12 protein-coding genes are annotated in these 19,489 nt (G+C 42.1%); 10 read left to right on the top strand and 2 right to left on the bottom strand.

Translation table 11 applies throughout. The annotated features are described in order from the left end of the window. The 3 genes from pheT (at nucleotide 1) to VEHSUH05_RS07695 (ending at nucleotide 7,355) form a co-directional block, all read left to right on the top strand. Complete coding sequence (gene pheT, locus VEHSUH05_RS07705) at nucleotides 1-2,445, top strand: phenylalanine--tRNA ligase subunit beta (RefSeq protein WP_105091233.1); 2,445 nt, start codon at nucleotides 1-3, stop codon at nucleotides 2,443-2,445. Between the two features lie 88 nt (nucleotides 2,446-2,533). Further along, nucleotides 2,534-4,963 carry a U32 family peptidase gene (locus VEHSUH05_RS07700; protein ID WP_105091232.1) on the top strand — a complete coding sequence of 810 codons (2,430 nt, stop codon included), beginning with the start codon at nucleotides 2,534-2,536 and terminating at the stop codon, nucleotides 4,961-4,963. A 13-nt stretch (nucleotides 4,964-4,976) separates the two neighbouring features. After that, the gene (locus VEHSUH05_RS07695) at nucleotides 4,977-7,355 is read left to right on the top strand and encodes an endonuclease MutS2 (RefSeq protein ID WP_105091401.1); all 2,379 of its coding nucleotides are present in this window, start codon (nucleotides 4,977-4,979) and stop codon (nucleotides 7,353-7,355) included. Between the two features lie 200 nt (nucleotides 7,356-7,555). On the opposite strand, the gene VEHSUH05_RS07690 is transcribed toward VEHSUH05_RS07695, so the two are convergent. Next, a complete protein-coding gene (locus VEHSUH05_RS07690; protein ID WP_038115328.1) occupies nucleotides 7,556-9,646 on the bottom strand; it encodes a transglycosylase domain-containing protein in 2,091 nt (696 codons plus the stop codon). A 156-nt stretch (nucleotides 9,647-9,802) separates the two neighbouring features. Here VEHSUH05_RS07690 and tyrS point away from each other — a divergent pair, with 156 nt between their 5' ends. The 6 genes from tyrS (at nucleotide 9,803) to VEHSUH05_RS07660 (ending at nucleotide 16,922) form a co-directional block, all read left to right on the top strand. Beyond that, nucleotides 9,803-11,011: a tyrosine--tRNA ligase gene (tyrS, locus tag VEHSUH05_RS07685; protein ID WP_105091231.1), complete on the top strand. Its 1,209-nt coding sequence runs from the start codon at nucleotides 9,803-9,805 to the stop codon at nucleotides 11,009-11,011. Nucleotides 11,012-11,266: 255 nt separating this feature from the next. Then, on the top strand, nucleotides 11,267-11,908 hold the full coding sequence (locus VEHSUH05_RS07680; RefSeq protein WP_105091230.1) for an NUDIX hydrolase: 642 nt from the start codon (nucleotides 11,267-11,269) through the stop codon (nucleotides 11,906-11,908). 77 nt (nucleotides 11,909-11,985) lie between these two features. Further along, complete coding sequence (gene ppsA, locus VEHSUH05_RS07675) at nucleotides 11,986-14,370, top strand: phosphoenolpyruvate synthase (protein WP_105091229.1); 2,385 nt, start codon at nucleotides 11,986-11,988, stop codon at nucleotides 14,368-14,370. 104 nt (nucleotides 14,371-14,474) lie between these two features. Further along, nucleotides 14,475-15,104, top strand: coding sequence for a transcriptional regulator CcpN (ccpN, locus tag VEHSUH05_RS07670; RefSeq protein ID WP_084214611.1), 630 nt, complete (start codon nucleotides 14,475-14,477; stop codon nucleotides 15,102-15,104). Between the two features lie 10 nt (nucleotides 15,105-15,114). Continuing rightward, nucleotides 15,115-15,936, top strand: coding sequence for a pyruvate, water dikinase regulatory protein (locus tag VEHSUH05_RS07665; RefSeq protein ID WP_038115318.1), 822 nt, complete (start codon nucleotides 15,115-15,117; stop codon nucleotides 15,934-15,936). Continuing rightward, a complete protein-coding gene (locus VEHSUH05_RS07660) occupies nucleotides 15,933-16,922 on the top strand; it encodes a deoxyguanosinetriphosphate triphosphohydrolase (RefSeq protein ID WP_105091228.1) in 990 nt (329 codons plus the stop codon). Before VEHSUH05_RS07665 ends, VEHSUH05_RS07660 begins: the two co-directional genes overlap by 4 nt. 77 nt (nucleotides 16,923-16,999) lie before the next feature. Here the strand turns inward: VEHSUH05_RS07660 and rpmB are convergent, their stop codons facing one another. Beyond that, nucleotides 17,000-17,188, bottom strand: a complete 189-nt coding sequence (rpmB, locus tag VEHSUH05_RS07655; protein ID WP_005386334.1) for a 50S ribosomal protein L28 — start codon at nucleotides 17,186-17,188, stop codon at nucleotides 17,000-17,002. A 220-nt stretch (nucleotides 17,189-17,408) separates the two neighbouring features. Here rpmB and recG point away from each other — a divergent pair, with 220 nt between their 5' ends. Next, nucleotides 17,409-19,451, top strand: coding sequence for an ATP-dependent DNA helicase RecG (gene recG, locus VEHSUH05_RS07650; RefSeq protein ID WP_105091227.1), 2,043 nt, complete (start codon nucleotides 17,409-17,411; stop codon nucleotides 19,449-19,451). Nucleotides 19,452-19,489: the final 38 nt, after the last annotated feature.

The raw sequence follows: 19,489 nt of genomic DNA, 5'->3' as shown, positions 1-19,489 counted from the left end.
ATGAAAGCAAGCTTACAGTGGATGAATGAATACGTGCCTGTGGATATGACTCGTCCCGCCCAGGAATTGGCCGATGAATTGACACAAGCGGGTATTCCTGTAGAAGATGTCATTGTTATGGATAAGGGCATTAAGAAAATTTATACCGGTAAAATCATTGAGATTACTAAACATCCGGATGCGGATAAATTACAAGTATGTCAAGTAGAATGCCTAACAGAAGAAGGCGAACCTGTTACAAAGCAAATTGTAACGGCTGCTACTAATGTTGCGGTAGGTCAAATCGTACCTGTAGCATATCATAAATCTCGCTTAGCGGACGGTACGGAAATTAAAAAGGGTAAATTACGTGGTGTCGTATCTGAAGGTATGTTCTGTTCTGTTGCAGAATTCGGTATCTCCAGCGACTTAGTGTTGCCCGAAGAAGCGCAAGGCATTTATATTTTTCCGGAAAATACACAAATCGGTCTTGATGTAAAAGACGTATTGGGCCTGAATGATATAGTATATGAATTTGAACTTACCGCAAATCGTGCAGATTGTTTCTCTATGGTTGGCTTATCTCGCGAGTTCGGTCTGATGACAAATCAAAAAGCGTTGTTTCCCGTTATCATGGTGAATGAAAACGGTGAATCCATCGAAGGTAAAGCATCTGTATCCATCGAAGCTGATGATCTTTGTACCCGTTTTACATCCCGTATAATTACAAATGTGACCATTGAACCCTCTCCATTGTGGATGCAAAACCGTTTGCGTAACAGCGGTATTCGCCCTATTAACAATGTGGTAGACGTGACAAATTACGTTATGTTGGAGCTTGGTCAACCTATGCATGCATATGACTATGACCATGTAAAAGGTCATCAATTAGTGGCAAGACGTGCTCAAAATGGAGAAGTTCTGGTTACACTTGACGGTTCTGAGCGCGAATTGAATGACTCCATGCTCATCATTGCCGATGCGGAACGTCCGGTAGGCGTTGCGGGCATCATGGGCGGTTTTGATAGTGAAGTAACGAATGAAACTACTACGGTCATATTGGAAGCCGCCGTCTTTAACGGCCCGTCTATTCGCCGCACGGCAAAAGCTCTCGGCATGCGTTCCGAGGCATCCGGTCGTTTTGAACGTGGTGTAAATCATAAATACACTGCCTATGCTATCGACAGAGCAGCTCAATTATTACAGCAGATCTGTCCTACTTGTAAAGTTGATGTAGGCGTTATCGATGTATATAAAAATCCTGTAGAACAACGTACCGTTACTTTCACAGTAGAACAAATTAATGACTACTTGGGAACCGATATATCAAAAGATGAAATGGTCCGTATTTTGACAGCTCTTGAGTTTGTGATTACCGAAGAGGGTCATCAATTGTCCGCTCTTGTTCCGACATGGCGCGGAGATGTGACCGTGATGCCTGATATTGCGGAGGAAATTGCTCGTATTCACGGTTATGACAATATTAAACCGACCATTCCTGTTGCGGTACTATCCTCCGGCGGTATGACACCTAAAAAAGCTCTCATTAAAAAGGTGACACATACATTGGCGGATATGGGCATGACTCAAATCATTACCTTTAGCTTCATGCATAAAGACGGGTTAGCCAATATGATGTTGCCTGAAGGTGATAGTCGTTATACAGCGATTCCTATTTTGAATCCTATTTCTGAAGAATTTCCGTATATGCGTACCACATTGGTGCCGGCTGTTATCGAAGCGGCGCAACGAAATATAGCGCAGCAGAACAAGGACCTCTGGTTATTTGAAATTGCAAATGTATATGAACCTAAGACTTTACCGTTAACCGAAGTTCCTCACGAACGTCCTATGGCCTGCGGTATCTTGATGGGCAAGGTAAACCAAGCTAGTTGGAACCAAGCAGAACGCACTACAGATTTCTATGATGTAAAAGGCATCATCGACGGTTTATTGGCTAAGCTTGGTGTCAAGGACTATACTGTTAATCGCGGTACCGAACCATATTTCCATCCTGGAGTAAGCGCTCAATACGTTGTAGACGGCAAAATGATTGCTCAGTATGGTGAATTACATCCCCAAGTGAGCAAGAATTTTGATTTGCCTGGCAAGGTATATATGTTTGAAATCGACTTGGAAGCAGTATTATCTTTGTCGATTCCGCCATTCCGTTATACAGCTTTCAGTAAATTCCCGGGAACCAGTCGCGATCTCGCTATTGTGGCACCCGTATCCGTATCCAGTGATGATGTGTTATCAATCATTACAGAACATGGTGGTGAATATTTAGAAAGTGCATCTATCTTTGATGTGTATGAAGGGGAACATATCGAGGACGGTTACCGCAGTCTTGCGTACAATTTGCAATTCCGCTCTATGGACGGTACGCTGAACGATGACGATATTGATGGTAATATTCAAGCTATTATTGATGCATTAGCAGAAATTAATTGTAGATTACGTTAATCTCAAGCAGTATATTGAAAGGGTTTACCGTATGGTAAACCCTTTTAGTACTATAGTTATACCTTTAGTGAGATAGAAAGGACTCTCCATGGAACTATTGGCTCCTGCCGGTACGATGGAAAATTTTATAGCTGCGTTAGAGGCCGGGGCGGATGCAATTTATCTGGGCGGTAAGGGATTTAATGCACGTGCTCATGCAGCGAATTTTGGTATTGATGAGCTGTCGGAGGCCATCCGTATGGCGCACATATTGGATGTGTCCGTTTATGTTACGGTAAATATCCTGATTGGTGATTCTGAACTTACGGCCCTTGCTGAATATTTGAAGGAGTTAGAGCGTATCGGTGTCGATGCTATCATCGTGCAAGACTTGGCCGTGGCTAAATTAGCACAACAGGTGGCCCCTAAGTTACATCTTCACGGCAGTACGCAGATGACGGCGGCCACACTCGATGCTGTTCGTTTTTATGAAAATCTCGGTTTTACACGTGTCGTGTTGGCGCGAGAATTGAGCCTTTCAGAAATCGAACATATTTGTAAAAACTGCACAGCGGAGATTGAAGTTTTTGTACATGGTGCCTTATGCGTGTGCTATTCCGGGCAATGTTTGATGAGTTCTTTCATCGGCGGACGCAGCGGTAATCGCGGTGCCTGTGCACAGCCTTGTCGTCTACCTTATGAGTTGCTGAATTCGTCGGGAACGAGTTTATTACCGAAGCATGAAGCTTATTTACTGAGTCCCAAGGATTTAAATTATAGCGAGCACATGAATGAATTGGTTGCGGGAGGGGTTACATCGTTTAAGGTGGAAGGCCGCATGAAAAAGGTGTCCTATGTACGCCAGGTTATCGGTATATATCGACATATTCTGGATACGGCTCATATGGAATCATCCGATGCTGATGCATTGGCGGCAGGCTTTAATCGGGGATTTTCTACAGATTATTTAACAGATCATGTAGGAAAATCGATGATGACCGTTGTAGCTCCAAATAATCAGGGAAAACCTATTGGCAAAGCGGTTATAAAAAAGAGACAAGTTCATTTAATTCTGACTGAGCCTATTGAAAAGGGTTCATTACTGAAGGTGATGCAAGCATCGGGAAGCATTACGTATTATCAAATCGATCAAAACTGGTCGGTAATTGATGATAAACATTTTATGGGTAAACCTGATGAAGGCTTTGCAGCAGGACAAGTGTATCTGGCATCTGCACCTAAATCACAAAAGCAGCGTGGTTTACAGGATTTTACGGCAAAACTTGAAGTTCATGGATATCTGACGATCAATGCGGAAACGGAGCGAGCTTTTACAGAACTCACATTCGTTTTGAATGATGGCCGCAGCGTAACCGTATCTAATGAGTTTGAACCGGTATATGCCAATAATAAGCCCACATCATTAGAAAAAGTCACTAACCAGGTGGGACGTTTGGGTAATACATTATTTACATTAGGCTCTATGTCGATTCCTGAGGGACCATATATGTGGCCGGCGAGCGTATTAAATACATTGCGCCGTGATGCTGCAGAGGCTTTGGAATCTTTATTAATTAAGGCTCATGAGGATTCATGGGCTAAATTATCCGTAGAGCCCCGAGATATGTCATCTATGGTGGCTAAACATAGTATTCAATATGAAGGGTCTATCATCAGTGTTCGTGTAGATGAAGTAGAAGGTGTGTCAGCCGCTATCGAAGGGGGCGCCAAGAAAATCATTTTCGGAGGTGATCGCTTACAACGAAAACCTTATGAACCACGTGTTTATGAGCAGGTTTCAAATCTTTGTAAAGAGCATGAGGTTATCTGTGCATTTGCTACACCGCGGGTGATAAAAGATGATGAAGTAGATGCTTATATGAAAACCTTACAAGCTATGGTAGAGGCTAAACCTGATAGCATTTCCATTCATGTGCCGCAGGCATTACTGTGGCTTCGAGATTTAAACTATACCGGAGCCATTGAAGCCGATACGGGTCTCAATATATTTAATCGTTGTGCTTTAACAGTATGGCAGGACTTTAATATGAGCAGTATTGCACCATCTTTGGAATTAACTTTGACACAGTTAGTACAATTGCAAAGGTCTACCATATTGCCCCTGGAGGTGATGGTTCATGGGTATACGGAAATGATGATTTCCGAATACTGCGCTATTGCCGGTTTCGTGGGTACCGGAAAAAAAGAAAATTGTCCTATGCCATGTATTACTGAAGAGTATGCGTTAAGGGATCGAAAAGGGGAAGTTTTTCCGTTGCGTACAGATCCGTATTGTCGTATGCATATCATGAACAGTCATGAGATGGATATGCGTTCTTATGTGCCGGAGTTAATGCGCAAGGGGTTACGTATATTGCGTATTGATGGTCGCCATATGGATTCCAATAGATTACGTAACATCGTAACGGATTATGTGGCTGTGGCTATTCAAAATGGAAAGAAACAGGCTCCTCATAAGAGTATAGGCAAGAATGATACGCCTATTACTCGGGGGCATTATTTTAGAGGTATTTTATAAACGAGGTAGTACATTGTTTAACGAAAATGTATTAGACTTTCACCATATAAAAGAACAATTGCAGCAACATTGCAGTTCCAGTATTGCCAAAGAGTTGGCTATACAGATGGAACCGATGACCGATATAAAAGCGATTCAGGAGAATCTTGATGAAACCGCTGAAGCCGTACGGTCGTTGCAAACCGAGGTGGAACAGCCATTGGGGGGAACGCGTGATATCCGCGAATCCTGTAAGAATAGCCGAAAGGATTTTGTACTCACCCGTGAAGCCTTGTGGGATATTTATTCCACTATAGGGGCTTATAAGCGGATGACGAAGTTCTTTAGAACGAAGTATATGGAGTATCCATTGTTATCTCTTTGGGTGCAGGATATGCCGAATACAGATCGGTTAGAACAGCGTTTCAGACGTGTTTTTGATGATAAAGGGGAATTGCTGGATACGGCATCGCCTAAACTGGCAAGTCTCCGTAATACCATCGTTAAAACACGCGATAAGATCAAGCATGATATACAAGCTATCCTGCATGACAAGGACAATCAAAAGTATTTTCAAGAGGCGATTATCACACAGCGCAATAACCGCTATGTGATTCCTGTAAAGCAAGAATATCGCCAGTATTTTGACGGACTCATTCACGATCGTTCCGCAACGGGTCAGACCTTGTATATCGAGCCGATGCGCTTGGTAAATTTAAATAATGAATTACAGGAGGCTTTGATTGGTGAAGAACAGGAAGTAATACGTATTTATCGTGAACTTTCAGCCCTTGTAAAACAGCATAGTAATGATTTGATGGATGCCTGTGAAAGAGTATCTCATATTGAATTTGTATATGGTAAGGCGAGTCTTGCCATTGCCTATAAAGGTGTACCCGCCGTTTTGAGCACGGATCGAACGGTAAATCTTATGCGCGCCCGTCATCCATTGATTCCTGCCAATATGGTAGTACCAACAAATATTCAATTGGGTACATCATATCGAATCCTTTTGATTACGGGGTCCAATACGGGAGGTAAGACGGTATCACTTAAGACATTGGGCTTATTAAGCCTGATGAATCAATGTGGACTGTTTATTCCCGCTGATCACGGTTCTATGTTGCCGATATTCCATAATATCTTTGCGGATATCGGGGATGAGCAGAGTATTGAGGCCAGTCTCAGTACGTTTTCCGCGCATATGACGCAGGTTATTTCGATCATTAAACATTGCGGGCCTAATGATCTCGTATTACTCGATGAGCTCGGATCCGGTACGGACCCCGAAGAAGGTAGTGCTCTGGCCGTATCTATTTTGGAATTTTTCCGTCAAAAGGGCGCTCTTATGATGGTCAGCACCCATTATAATGAGCTTAAGAATTATGCCTATCATACTGAGGGCATCGAAAATGGACATGTGGAATTTGATGAACGTACATTAAAGCCGACCTATCGTTTACATATCGGTGTAGCCGGCAGCAGTCATGCGTTGAGCATTGCCGCGCGGTTGGGACTTCCTAAGGATATCGTGGCTCGTGCATCGGAGTATAAATCGCAATTCGGCAGTCATGAAATGGAGGAAGTTCTTTCCGATTTGAATGAACAATTGCGTAAGGCATCGGAGCGGGAGCGAGCCCTTAAAAAGGAACTTGATGAAACTCGTCGTATGCGGGGGCAATTGGAAAAGGAAAAGAAACAGTTCAATGAGAAGCGAAAGCAGATTTTAGCCAAGGCACAAGCCGATGCGGAGTCTATGAAACGCAGTTTACGCGTCGAAGGGGAGGCCATTATCAAGCAGTTGAAATCTCAATTCTCTGAAATGAATAAGGATAAGAGACAGTCTGCCATTAATGCGGCTCGTAAGGGGATTTCAAATGTATATGTACCGGATGCACCGGTGGATGACAATCGCAAAAGCTTAACACCGGATACTATTAAAGTCGGTCAGGCCGTATATGTGACGACACTGCGTTCATTAGGAACGGTATTATCCGTTAAGGGCAATCGTGTCAATGTAGATATTAATGGACTTACCGCGACGGTTAAGATTAATGAATTACAATCTGCAACACGAGAAGAAGGACACAAGCTTGAACGTGAACAAAGGGGTGCTATTCCTAAGATGAGAAAGCGTATGGGCGGTTCAGCGGTTCAACGACAAAAAGAGGTGCGTACGGAAATCAATATTCTCGGTCAGACCGTAGATGAAGCGACCGTATCTGTGGGTCGATTTATCGACCAGGCGTTACTGGGCGGTGTCAACCAGGTACGAATTATTCATGGTAAGGGAACAGGTGCATTGCGCGAAGGTGTTCATCAATATTTACGTACATTGCCTCATGTGGCGCATTTTGAAACGGCCGGTTATGATGAAGGCGGTGCAGGTGCTACTAATGTAGTACTTAAATAACTATTATTTAGATTTTTATATCGGTTGTTGATAACAGTTGTGAAAATAAATTTCAGCCTAATAATACATAATATTAATATTGTAATGAAAATGGTAGCGGATGCGTTGAATCCGCTACCATTTTTACATGAAAGAGAGAAAGGGCGGAACACATTGTTCCGCCCTCTGTGACATCTATGACTTATAGTTGCTTTTATAGTCTAACGATCTTTTTTACTGGATTTTTTTGAGTTCTTAGATGAGTGAGATTTTGAGTCTGAAGCCTCCTCTTTAGACGGCTTTTCTTCTTCTTTCACTTTTTCATCTTTCCTTACCCGTTCAGATGATTGTCGAGTTTCTCTCACTTCTTCCTGTTTAGGTGTTTCTTTTACAGGATTTCGGTAACCTTCCTGAATCGCTGACTGTGCGCTGGCAGGGACACTAAAATCGGATACAGGTGTATTGGCAAGTGCATTGCTCATAAATTGTGCCCAGATAATAGCCGGTGTAGTACCGCCTGTGATACCGTGCAATGTTTCCGTACCATAATCATCACCCATCCATACGGCAGCGACTAAGTCAGGCGTATAACCTACGAACCAGGCATCTTTGGAGTCATCTGTAGTACCTGTCTTGCCGGCTACAGGTCGTCCGATTGCTGCATTGCCACCAGTACCGCCATTTATTACGGATTCAAGCATATTGGTTAAAATAGCCGCATCTTTTTCTTCGATAATGCGTTTTTCCTGAATTGAATTTTCCTCTACGATTTGACCGTTTCTGTCTACGATTTTAACGATGGCAGTAGGTTGTACTTTGATACCGCCATTGGCGAGTACACCGTATGCCTGTGCCATTTCGAGAGGCGTTACACCATGTGTTAGACCGCCGATAGCTGTGGACAAGTTGTTATCATTATCAGTGAGAGTAGTAATACCCATATCTTTTGCTAAACGGAGAATCTTAGACATGCCTATTTCATCGGCAATTTTAATAGTCGCTACGTTAACTGAGTGTTGTAGTGCATAGCGATATGTAATCTCGCCGTTGAATTCTTTTTCATAGTTCTGTGGACGCCAACCGTTGAAATCGACCGGACTGTCATCGACGATGGAGCCAGGGGTTTTACCGCTTTGAATCGCCGCCAGGTATACAAACGGTTTCATAGCAGAACCCGGCTGACGTTCCGCCTGTGTCGCACGGTTAAAGGCATCATCACCACGACCACCGACCATGGCTACGATATAACCGTTATGCGGATTCATGGCCACAATGGCACCTTGCGGCTGTTGTAGACCATTTTGATCATTGTAAAAGCTAGGGAGGTTTTGCATAGCTGCGACAGCTGCATTCTGAGCATTCATATCTAACGTTGTATAGATTTTAAGCCCATCTTTATAGATAGCATCATCACCATATTTTTCAGAAACCTGAGAGATAACATAGTTGATAAAGTATGACGCATTTGAATCTTCATGAGCCTGTTCTTGCTTAGCAATCAGTCCTAAATCGGCTTGGCGAGCTTCATCGGCTTGTTCTTGTGTAATATAACCGTATTTAACCATTTGCCCCAATACGATCGCCTGACGTTTTTTACTTTCCTCTAAGTTATTGAAAGGAGAGTAGTAGTTAGGGCTTTGAGGAAGACCGGCAATGAGAGCGGCTTGAGCCAATGTCAAATCCTGTACATCCTTGCCGAAGTATACATGCGATGCGGACTGTACACCATAAGCACCTTGACCGAAGTAAATTTGATTCATATACATTTCAAGAATTTCTTGTTTTGTATAGTTCTGTTCAATTTTTATCGCTAAGAGCGCTTCCGAGATTTTACGTTTCAGTGTTCTGTCTTGTGTTAAGAACATACCTCTGGCAAGTTGCTGTGTAATTGTAGAACCACCTTCAGAAACACCGCTATGAATAATATTAACCCATACGGCACGCAAAATCCCGATTGGGTCAATGCCATGATGGGAATAGAAACGAGAGTCTTCTGTAGCGATGAAAGCATCCTGTAGATCTTTCGGTACATCTTTGAGTGGTACCGGTAATCTGTTTTCCACTGAATGGACTGTAGTGATGAGATTACCGTGAACATCATAAATTTGAGATGATGCAGAAGGTCTTACGTTTGAGACATCCGGTAAATTTGATAGTGTGGCACTGATAAAACCACAACCACCACCCGCTACGATGAGTATTATGAGAAGAGTGATAATCCAAAAGAAACGTTTTCTATTGGTTTTCTTCTGTTCAGAACTGCTGCCGCCTGATGTGCGGCGGCGAGCTCTCGTATTTGAGTTGTTACTCATAGAGTCACCTCTTTTTTCCTTAGTAAATATAACGTAAAATCTATTACGCAGTTGTAAATATTATATCATAAATTGCATCAAACCAATACTATATATAATTGTGAAAGTTTATAGTTAATGGTATACTTATAAAATAGTATTTCTAGGAGGATTGTCATGATTAGTGCTCAAGAACAAGTGCGTCAAATTAAACATGGCGTAGCGGATTTAATTAACGAACAAGATCTCGTAAAAAAAATAGAAAGATCTATCAAGGAGAATAAACCTTTAGTTGTAAAGTTGGGCTTAGATCCAACTGCACCGGATATTCATTTGGGCCATACCGTGCCGCTCCGTAAACTTCGTTTATTCCAAGAGTTCGGTCATCAGGTTGTGATCGTTATCGGCGGCTTCACGGCCCGTATCGGCGATCCGTCCGGTAAAAGTGTAACTCGTCCGCCACTTACGAAAGAGCAGGTGCTGGAAAATGCACAAACATATAAAGCACAGATTTTTAAGGTCTTAGATCCTGAAAAAACCATCGTTCGCGATAACAGTGAATGGTTGGAACAGATGAATTTTGCCGATGTACTTCGCTTGGCTGCTTCTTATACGGTTGCGCGAATGATGGAGCGTGATGATTTCAATAAGCGCTTTAAAGAAGGTCGTCCTATCGGGGTTCATGAGTTCATGTATCCATTGATGCAAGGTCAAGATTCCGTCGCATTACATGCAGATGTTGAATTTGGCGGTACAGACCAAACGTTCAACTTGTTAATGGGCCGTCATCTACAAGAAATAGAAGGTCAAGAACCGCAAGTGGTTATCACGATGCCGTTATTGGAAGGCCTTGATGGCGTTCAAAAAATGAGTAAATCTTTAGGAAACTACATCGGTATCGATGAAGAGCCAAAAGAAATGTACGGCAAAGCAATGTCCATTCCTGATGAATTGATGATGCGTTATTTCATGCTTGTTACCGATATGTCTATCGAAGATCAGGAAGACATGACAACGCGACTTGAATCCGGTGAATTGCATCCTCGTGATGCGAAGATGCAGTTAGCACGCACAATCGTTCGTTTGTACCATGGTGAAGAAGCGGCTTTAGAGGCGGAAGAGGAATTCAAACGCGTATTCCAACAACGCGCTATGCCTACGGATATTCCCGAATATGCTATGGATGCGCCAGCAGCACCAATCTTTGTACCGCAGTTCTGTACAGATGCCGGTTTGACCGCATCCAATGGTGAAGCTCGTCGCTCTATTAAGGCGGGTGCTTTCAAAGTAAATGGTGAAAAATATAGCGAAGAAAATATTACTCTTGAAGACGGCATGATTCTTCAAGTAGGTAAACGCAAATTTGTGAAAATTAAATTTAACTAATTTAACTTAATATATTTAACTAAATTTTAACTTCATATAAAACTGTGATGGGGTGCAGAAAGCCCGTCACAGTTTTTTTCTATCTATGATATTGATATTTTACTATCTATAAGTTAGTGATTATCTTTTACAAGCTAATGTATAATGAAAGTAAATATAAAAATGAACTTGAAACATAAAACCTTAATTCATATACCATAAAGCTAAATATTATTTGTAAGCGGATCATATTGACTTGTAAGAGGATTATATAATATGGATAAAAAATTAACTAACTTTTTAGAGCAGCGGGAACATACTGTTCTTACCGATATTGATGTTATAACTGCGGCAGTAGCTGTACCATTATTAGAAATTGATGGAGAGGATCATGTGGTGTTTACCGTACGTAGCAATACGTTGCGACGTCAACCGGGTGAAATCAGCTTTCCCGGTGGTCACTGTGAACCTAATGATAAAAGCGGTGCTTATGCTGCCATGCGTGAATGCTCTGAGGAACTAGGTATAGGGTTAGATAAAATTGAACTACTTGGTAATTTAGATTGTTTAGTGTCCGCCATAGGTGTAAAACTATATGCCGTAGCAGTACGACTGCATACCGGTCAATTCAAACCGAATATCGATGAGGTAAGTGAGGTGTTTACCGTTCCACTACGGTATCTGTTAGATATGGAACCAACTGTAGGACACCTTGACATAGCTACAAGACCGTTGCGCGATTTTCCGTTCCATTTATTAGAGGGCTACAATATCGATTGGAAAATTAGACAAAACTACTCTGTCTATTTCTATCCCTATAAACAATACACCATATGGGGACTGACTGGGCGGGTACTGAAGAACTTTTTAGATATATATAGGGATATTCATTTACATAATAATGCCCACAAAAATTGACAGATTATAAATTAAGGTATACTATTTATGTGTAAAAGGTTTAATGTGTTGCACTAATTAATTTAGGAGGTTCTCACATGAATCGCGAAACAGCATACGTACTTTGGTTTGATGAATTACAACGTGAAGATGTTAATTTAGTCGGTGGTAAGTCTTCTTCCTTAGGGGAATTGACATCCTCCACTAATGTACCTGTACCTTACGGCTTTGCTACAACGGCTTATGGGTATCGTGAATTTATGAAAGAAACAGGCTTGGAGGATAGAATTCGAGCTGAACTGGATGCTTTGGATGATGTAGAAAACTCTGCATTATTGCGCGAAGTGTGTGCTAAGATTCGCCGTATGATTTGCGAAGAAAAAATGCCTAAGGATTTAGCAAAGGCAATTCGTAAAGCGTATGAAGAATTAGGTAAAAAGGTTAAGGAGAAAGATCCGTTTGTAGCGGTTCGTTCCAGTGCAACTGCTGAAGATTTACCGGATGCGAGTTTTGCCGGTCAACAAGATACGTATCTAAATGTACGCGGTGCCGATGTTATCATTGAGAAAGTAAAAGAATGCTACGCATCTACTTTCACGGACCGCGCAACATATTACCGTGTAAAACAAGGTTTTGACCATATGACGGTCGCGTTGAGTGCCGCTGTTCAGATGATGGTATTCTCTAAAGCCGCCGGCGTTATGTTTACGGTTGATCTTGTAACCGGTGATGATAATAATATTCTTATTGAAGGTTCTTGGGGCCTTGGTGAATATGTTGTACAGGGGACTGTAACGCCCGATAATTTCCGTGTGGATAAAGCAAAAATGAAAATTACGGACCGCATGATCAATGATAAACATGTCCGTCTTGTTCGAAAGGCTGATGGCGACTGCGTTGAAGAGGTTGTTCCAAGCGATGAGGCAAAGGCTCAAGTTATTTCTGATGAGCAGGTATTGGAGCTTGCCGAATATGCGAAAGCAATCGAAAAACATTACGGTTGCTACATGGATATGGAATGGGGCGTTGATGAAAGAAACGGAAAAATTTGGATTCTGCAAGCACGTCCGGAAACCGTTTGGTCCCGTAAGCAGAAATCTGATGCGCCTCAGACTACAGATATGTCAGCAGCAACAGCTAATCGTGATATCGTTGTAAAAGGTCTACCTGCTTCTCCTGGTAATGCAGCAGGTAAGGCTCATGTTATCATCAATCCTGAGGATATCGATGAGTTCAAAGAAGGGGAAATCCTTGTAACTGCTATGACGGCCCCTGACTGGGTTCCGGCTATGAAAAAGGCGAAAGCTATCGTTACCGATGCGGGCGGTATGACCTGTCATGCATCTATCGTCAGCCGTGAGCTCGGTATTCCGTGTATTGTAGGTACCAAGAGCCGCAGTCATGAAGCGACCACATCTATTAAAGACGGTCAGATGATTACGGTTGATGCTACAAATGGTATCGTTTATGACGGTATTGTAGAGGATATCGTCAAGAAACCTGAAGTGCAGGCTTCCGCTGCTGTGGCTACTGAATATGTGCCTGTAACGGGGACTAAGATTTATATGAACTTAGGTGACCCTGACTTAGCTGAAAAATATGGGGTATTACCTTGTGACGGTATCGGTCTTATGCGTGAAGAGTTTATATGGACAACCTTCATTCATGAACATCCGTTACATCTCATTGAAACGGGGCGTAGTGACGTAGCCGTGAATACTTTGGCGGAAGGTATGCGTAAAGTATGTCAGGCGTTGGCGCCTAGACAAGTGGTAGTTCGTTTAAGCGATTTTAAATCCAGTGAATATCGGGACCTTAAAGGCGGAGATAAATACGAGCCTCATGAGTCCAGTGCCTTATTGGGTTGGCGTGGCGCATCTCGCTATTATGATCCAAAATATTTACCAGCTTTTAAATTAGAATTGGAAGCTATTAAAAAAGTACGTAATGAATTTGGATTTAAGAATTTGCAAGTTATGATTCCGTTCTGTCGTACCGTGGAAGAAGCAAAACTTGTAACGGGCTTAATGGCAGAAGAAGGTCTTGTGCGCGGTAAGGATTTTAAGATTTGGCTCATGGCTGAAATTCCTGCCAATATCATCTTGGCTGATCAATTTAATCAATATGTTGATGGGTATTCTATCGGCTCCAATGACTTGACGATGCTTGTTCTCGGTTGTGATCGGGATAATGAAACTGTTCAACATATTTATGATGAGCGGAATCTAGCGGTGCGTAGAGCGATTCATCATCTCATTGAAGTGGCTCATAAGGACGGTAAAACCGTATCTATTTGCGGACAGGCACCAAGCGTATATCCTGAACTTTGTGAATTCCTCGTAAAGAGTGGCATCGATTCTATTTCCGTTAACCCTGATGCAGTGGTTAGTACGAAAAAAATGGTGGCTCAATTGGAACAACGCATCATGTTAGATGCCATGACCGGTCGCGGTCGTCAGGATTCTGATGAATTAGTATGGTAATTTCATAGTTAATATGTGCGGAAATGAGGAGGCTTTCGGGTCTCCTCTTTTTCTGAATGGAAACATAGGATATAATACAGTCAGAGATGAAAGGGGGTTACGGTGTGAAACTGTCGAAACGACAAGAACAAATTGCTCAGATTGTTCGTGAAGAAGGTCCTGTTACGGGTAGTGCAATTGCTGAGCACTTAGAGGTCACAAGATCCGCATTACGGTCAGATTTGGCTGTACTGACTATGCTCGGGGTTCTCGATGCGCGACCTAATGTGGGATATTATTATGTAGGACTTTCAAAGGAAACACAGACGGCGGAACGTCTGAAGTCATTTCGAGTGTCCGATGTGTTATCTCAAGCCGTGGTTGTCAATGATAATACGAATTTATATGATACGATTGTAACATTATTTACAGAGGATGTAGGAACAATTCTTGTCTGTGATGATTCCTATTTAGTCGGTATTGTGTCGCGAAAGGATTTATTACGCGCCTCTATGGGACAAATGGATTCACATACTATGCCTATATCTATGATTATGACCCCTGTGAGCAAAGTAATCGCCGTGGAGCCTACAGATACATTGGTAGAAGCGGCGCAGAAGATGATAGATTATGAGGTGGATTCTTTGCCTGTTGTAGTTCGGGAGGACTCGGGGCATAAGAAACGATTAAAGGTTGTTGGCCGAGTATCGAAAACAACTGTGACAAAAATATTTTTAGAATGTAGTATTCATTGAGGTTTTGAGAATGGTAGAAAAGATTATATATGCGATATCGGATTCCCTCGGGGAAACCGCTGAAGCCGTGGCACGTGCCACAGCCAGTCAGTATGATAAAGAGCAGATTGAAATTGTTAGAATTCCATATATTGACAGTAAGGATCAAATTGATGAAATTATAGCCGATGCAAAAGAAGGCAACCATGTAATTTGTCACACTATTGTATCCGAGTCGTTACGTAAATATTTACATGAGAAGGTGGCTCAATACAAGATTCCGGCTGTGGATATTATGGGTCCCGTTTTAGAGGCGGTAGGTACGGTAGCCACGACTAAGCCTCGTATGACGGCAGGTATGGTTCATAAACTGGACCAGGAATACTTTAAAAAGGTGGAGGCTATTGAATTTGCTGTAAAATATGATGACGGTAAAAATCCGTCGGGCTTTGAAAAGGCGGATATCGTTATCATAGGGGTATCCAGAACAAGTAAAACTCCGCTTTCCATGTTTTTAGCATATAAAAAAATTAAAGCGGCTAACTTGCCGTTGGTACCGGAAGTGCCGTTGCCTGAAGAGTTATTTAAGATTCCGGCAAAGAAAATCGTGGGTCTGATTATAGATCCTTTCAAATTAAATAATATTCGTAGTGAACGGTTGCGCGCTATCGGCTTAGAAGATGAAGCAAATTATGCATCCATTGAGCGTATTCAGGCGGAACTGGAATACGCAAAAGCTGTTATGAGACGTCTACATTGCCAAGTGCTGGACGTATCCAATAAATCTATAGAGGAAACGGCTTCCCTTGTGATGCAACTCATCGATCGTAACCGTGGACTGGAGGGTAAATGAATATACGGGAACAAATAGAGGAGAGAGAAGAACTGCTTTTGTCTCCTTATGCGGCAAAGAGCCGCGATGTCGTTCGAGATGAGGATGAAGCTCCTGATCCGCTTCGCACAGCATTTCAACGTGATCGAGATCGCATCATTCACAGTAAATGTTTTAGACGATTAAAACACAAAACCCAGGTGTATATTGCGCCGGGGGACCATTACCGGACGCGTATGACCCATACATTGGAGGTAGGGCAGATCGGCCGTACCGTAGCCCGTGCATTACGTCTTAATGAAGATTTAGTCGAGGCTATTGCTATGGGACATGATGTGGGTCATACTCCGTTTGGACATGTAGGGGAGTATGCCTTACGCGATATGGTTGGGCATTTTAATCATAATGAACAAAGCTTACGAATGGTGGAAGTATTAGAAAAACATGGAGAACATCAAGGTTTAAATCTTACATCCGCTGTTCGGAACGGTATTTTAGGACATACGGGACCGACGATTCCCGTTACCTTGGAAGGACAAATTATTCGCATTGTAGACCGAATTGCCTATTTGTGTCATGATTTTGATGATGCGCAGCGGGCCGGAATGCTACAGGCGGAGAATTTGCCGTTAGAGGTTCGTGAGCATTTTGGTATGACTCCGTCCAGTATGATTACCGCTATGGTAGAGGATATGGTTCGAGAATCTTTGGATAAACCGGCTATCGCCATGTCAGATACCGTGGAGATGACGATGAATATATTACGTAAGTTTATGTTTAAGCATGTTTATCTGGCTCCGGCTTTGATTCCGGATCGAAGTAAAGCCTCTCATGTGGTTAAAAATCTATTTGTCCATTTTATGGAACATCCGCATGACATGGAGGAATGTACTAATCGGGAAGGATTTTATTCGACCCGTGATGTGGTGGATTATGTAGCGGGTCTTACAGATCAATATGCTATCAAGCTATTTAAGCAGTATTACATTCCTAACATTACTTTGTAATAAAAAAGAAGTTAGTTCATTTGAACTAACTTCTTTTTTAGACTTTGCAGCCTTGAAGAGTACATGTACTTTTTATTTTACGCGCGTGTAATTTTATTAGAACGAAGGCAGCGTGTGCATACATTTACTTTTTTTGTAGCACCGTCTACAACCGCCCGTACTCTTTGAATGTTCGGTTTCCAAGTCTTTCTTGTGCGAATGTGAGAATGACTCACGTTCATGCCGCTAGATGTGGATTTGCCACATACTTCGCAAAGGTTTGCCATAGTTTCCACCTCCAAGCTTAATCTATAACATAACAAAAGTATATTATCATAAAGGTTAGGTTAAAGCAAGTGTTTTATAGTACATATTGCTCTTTTTATGAAATATACTACAATATAAAGTATACTATATATCATATTTTATGATATGACAGGTCTTTTGTACAATGATATGTAAAAATGGATATATCATGCAATCATTTGGAGGTTTAGAGGAGTTCTTATGGATGAAAGTTTAACTACGATTAAAGGCGTAGGTCCGGGTCGGGAGAAACAACTACATAAATTGGGTATTAACAATATTACGTCCTTGTTAACCTATTTCCCTCGTACCTATGAAGATCGACGAACCATCTATAAGATTGGAGATTTAAAAACGGGAATGACCGGTGGTGTTGTTGGTGTAGTATCCGGTATTCAAGAAAAAAGACCGAGGTCCCGTTTATCTATTTTGGATATTGTCATTACTGATGGGACAGGATCGTTAAAAATCGTATTATTTAACCAAGGATATAAAAAGAATTTTTATAAAATCGGACAGCGCCTTTATGTCTATGGAAAGGCCGAGTTTCAATATGGTGCCATGCAGATGAATACTCCTCAAATAGAAAATTTGGGGGAGTTTGCTGAACCGGACCGTGGTATCGTGCCGATTTACGCTCTTGCAGATGGTGTATCCCAATTTGTAGTACGGTCGGCTGTAAGGAATTGGTTTCAATCTCATGAGGCGATGGATGAAATTCTGCCTGAAGAAATTTTATCAAACCATCAGTATATGAATCGTTATGATGCATTTAAAGCGATGCACTTTCCGGAATCTTCGGAGCAGTATGAACTGGCCCGTCACCAATTGGCTTATGAAGAGCTGTTTGTTATGCAGGCAGGTCTTGCGTTGTTGAGAAATAAGGAACAACGGCATAAAGGCTTTAAAATGGAACCGAACGGAGTTTTAATAGAGCGTTGTATTGAAGAACTGCCATTTTCCTTAACCGGAGATCAAGAGCGTGCTTTTCAGGATATTTCCTCGGATATGGAGGATGAAAGACCTATGCAACGTCTGTTACAAGGCGATGTAGGATCGGGTAAGACCGTTGTAGCTACACTGAGTTTGATCAAAGCTGTTGAAAACGGATTCCAGGGGGCGTTGATGGCGCCTACAGAAATTCTGGCGGCTCAACATTATGAAGGTATTCGCAATCTGTGTGATAATTTGGAAATTTCTATTGAACTGTTGACCGGGTCCACGGGTAAAAAAGAGAAAGAGCGTATATATGCGGGGCTGGCCGACGGTACTATTAGTATCGTTGTGGGAACTCATGCACTGATACAGGAAGGCGTACAGTTTTCTAAACTAGGTCTCATCGTCATTGATGAACAACATCGATTTGGTGTCGAACAGAGGGCCAGATTGCAAAAAAAGGGGGAATATCCTCATGTATTGATTATGACCGCTACACCTATACCTCGTACAATGACACTGTCCGTATATGGAGACTTAGCCGTATCTTTAATCAAAGAAATGCCGCCGGGGCGTAAACCGGTCAGAACTTATGTGGTAGATGGTTCGTATACGGAACGATTGCGCACCTTCTTTGGAAAGGAAATGGCAGAAGGCCGACAAGTTTATGTAGTATGTCCTCTCGTAGAGGAATCGGAGAAATTAGATTTACAGGCGGCAGAAGAGTTATATATCGAACTTAAAAATTATTTTTATAAGACTTTCAATGTCGGGCTTATTCATGGGCGGATGAAGCCTGATGAAAAAGAGACCATTATGAATGACTTTTATAATGGTGATATTTCATTGCTCGTATCGACGACTGTTATCGAGGTAGGTGTGAATGTACCGAATGCGACGATTATGTGCATAGAAGGGGCCGAAAGATTCGGTTTATCACAATTACATCAGTTGCGGGGCCGTGTAGGGCGCGGTACAGCACAATCGTACTGTATTTTAGTGAGCGATGCAAAAAATGATTTGACCCGGGAGCGACTTAAACTGATGGAGCAGATACAGGACGGGTTTGAATTGGCGGAACAGGATTTGTTGTTGCGAGGCTCGGGACAACTGTTCGGACTGGTTCAATCCGGATTACCTGATCTGCGGGTCGCCAATATTATTAAGGATATCGACATTCTCGTGAAAGCGCGTCAGGATGTATTACATTATGCCGAGGCTTTTGGCATGGAACGGCTTGAATCAGTTATGAAACCCGAGTTAGAAAAAAGATTTGGTGAAAAATTTTTAAGAATATTGTATAATTAAGAGGTAGAAGTTATAAGTTCATAAGTGGCAATAATATA

It is taken from the genome of Veillonella denticariosi JCM 15641 (genome assembly GCF_002959855.1).
Classification (GTDB): Bacteria; Bacillota; Negativicutes; order Veillonellales; family Veillonellaceae; genus Veillonella; species Veillonella denticariosi.
This window is presented reverse-complemented; position numbering and strand designations above follow the sequence as displayed.

What these genes read in the sequence shown, in the direction of transcription:
- VEHSUH05_RS07680 (WP_105091230.1), top strand. Translation starts at nt 11,267, where the DNA reads ATGGATAAAAAATTAACTAACTTTTTAGAGCAGCGGGAACATACTGTT.
- tyrS (WP_105091231.1), top strand. Translation starts at nt 9,803, where the DNA reads ATGATTAGTGCTCAAGAACAAGTGCGTCAAATTAAACATGGCGTAGCG.
- VEHSUH05_RS07665 (WP_038115318.1), top strand. Translation starts at nt 15,115, where the DNA reads ATGGTAGAAAAGATTATATATGCGATATCGGATTCCCTCGGGGAAACC.
- VEHSUH05_RS07700 (WP_105091232.1), top strand. Translation starts at nt 2,534, where the DNA reads ATGGAACTATTGGCTCCTGCCGGTACGATGGAAAATTTTATAGCTGCG.
- ppsA (WP_105091229.1), top strand. Translation starts at nt 11,986, where the DNA reads ATGAATCGCGAAACAGCATACGTACTTTGGTTTGATGAATTACAACGT.
- VEHSUH05_RS07660 (WP_105091228.1), top strand. Translation starts at nt 15,933, where the DNA reads ATGAATATACGGGAACAAATAGAGGAGAGAGAAGAACTGCTTTTGTCT.
- rpmB (WP_005386334.1), bottom strand. Translation starts at nt 17,188, where the DNA reads ATGGCAAACCTTTGCGAAGTATGTGGCAAATCCACATCTAGCGGCATG.
- VEHSUH05_RS07690 (WP_038115328.1), bottom strand. Translation starts at nt 9,646, where the DNA reads ATGAGTAACAACTCAAATACGAGAGCTCGCCGCCGCACATCAGGCGGC.
- recG (WP_105091227.1), top strand. Translation starts at nt 17,409, where the DNA reads ATGGATGAAAGTTTAACTACGATTAAAGGCGTAGGTCCGGGTCGGGAG.
- pheT (WP_105091233.1), top strand. Translation starts at nt 1, where the DNA reads ATGAAAGCAAGCTTACAGTGGATGAATGAATACGTGCCTGTGGATATG.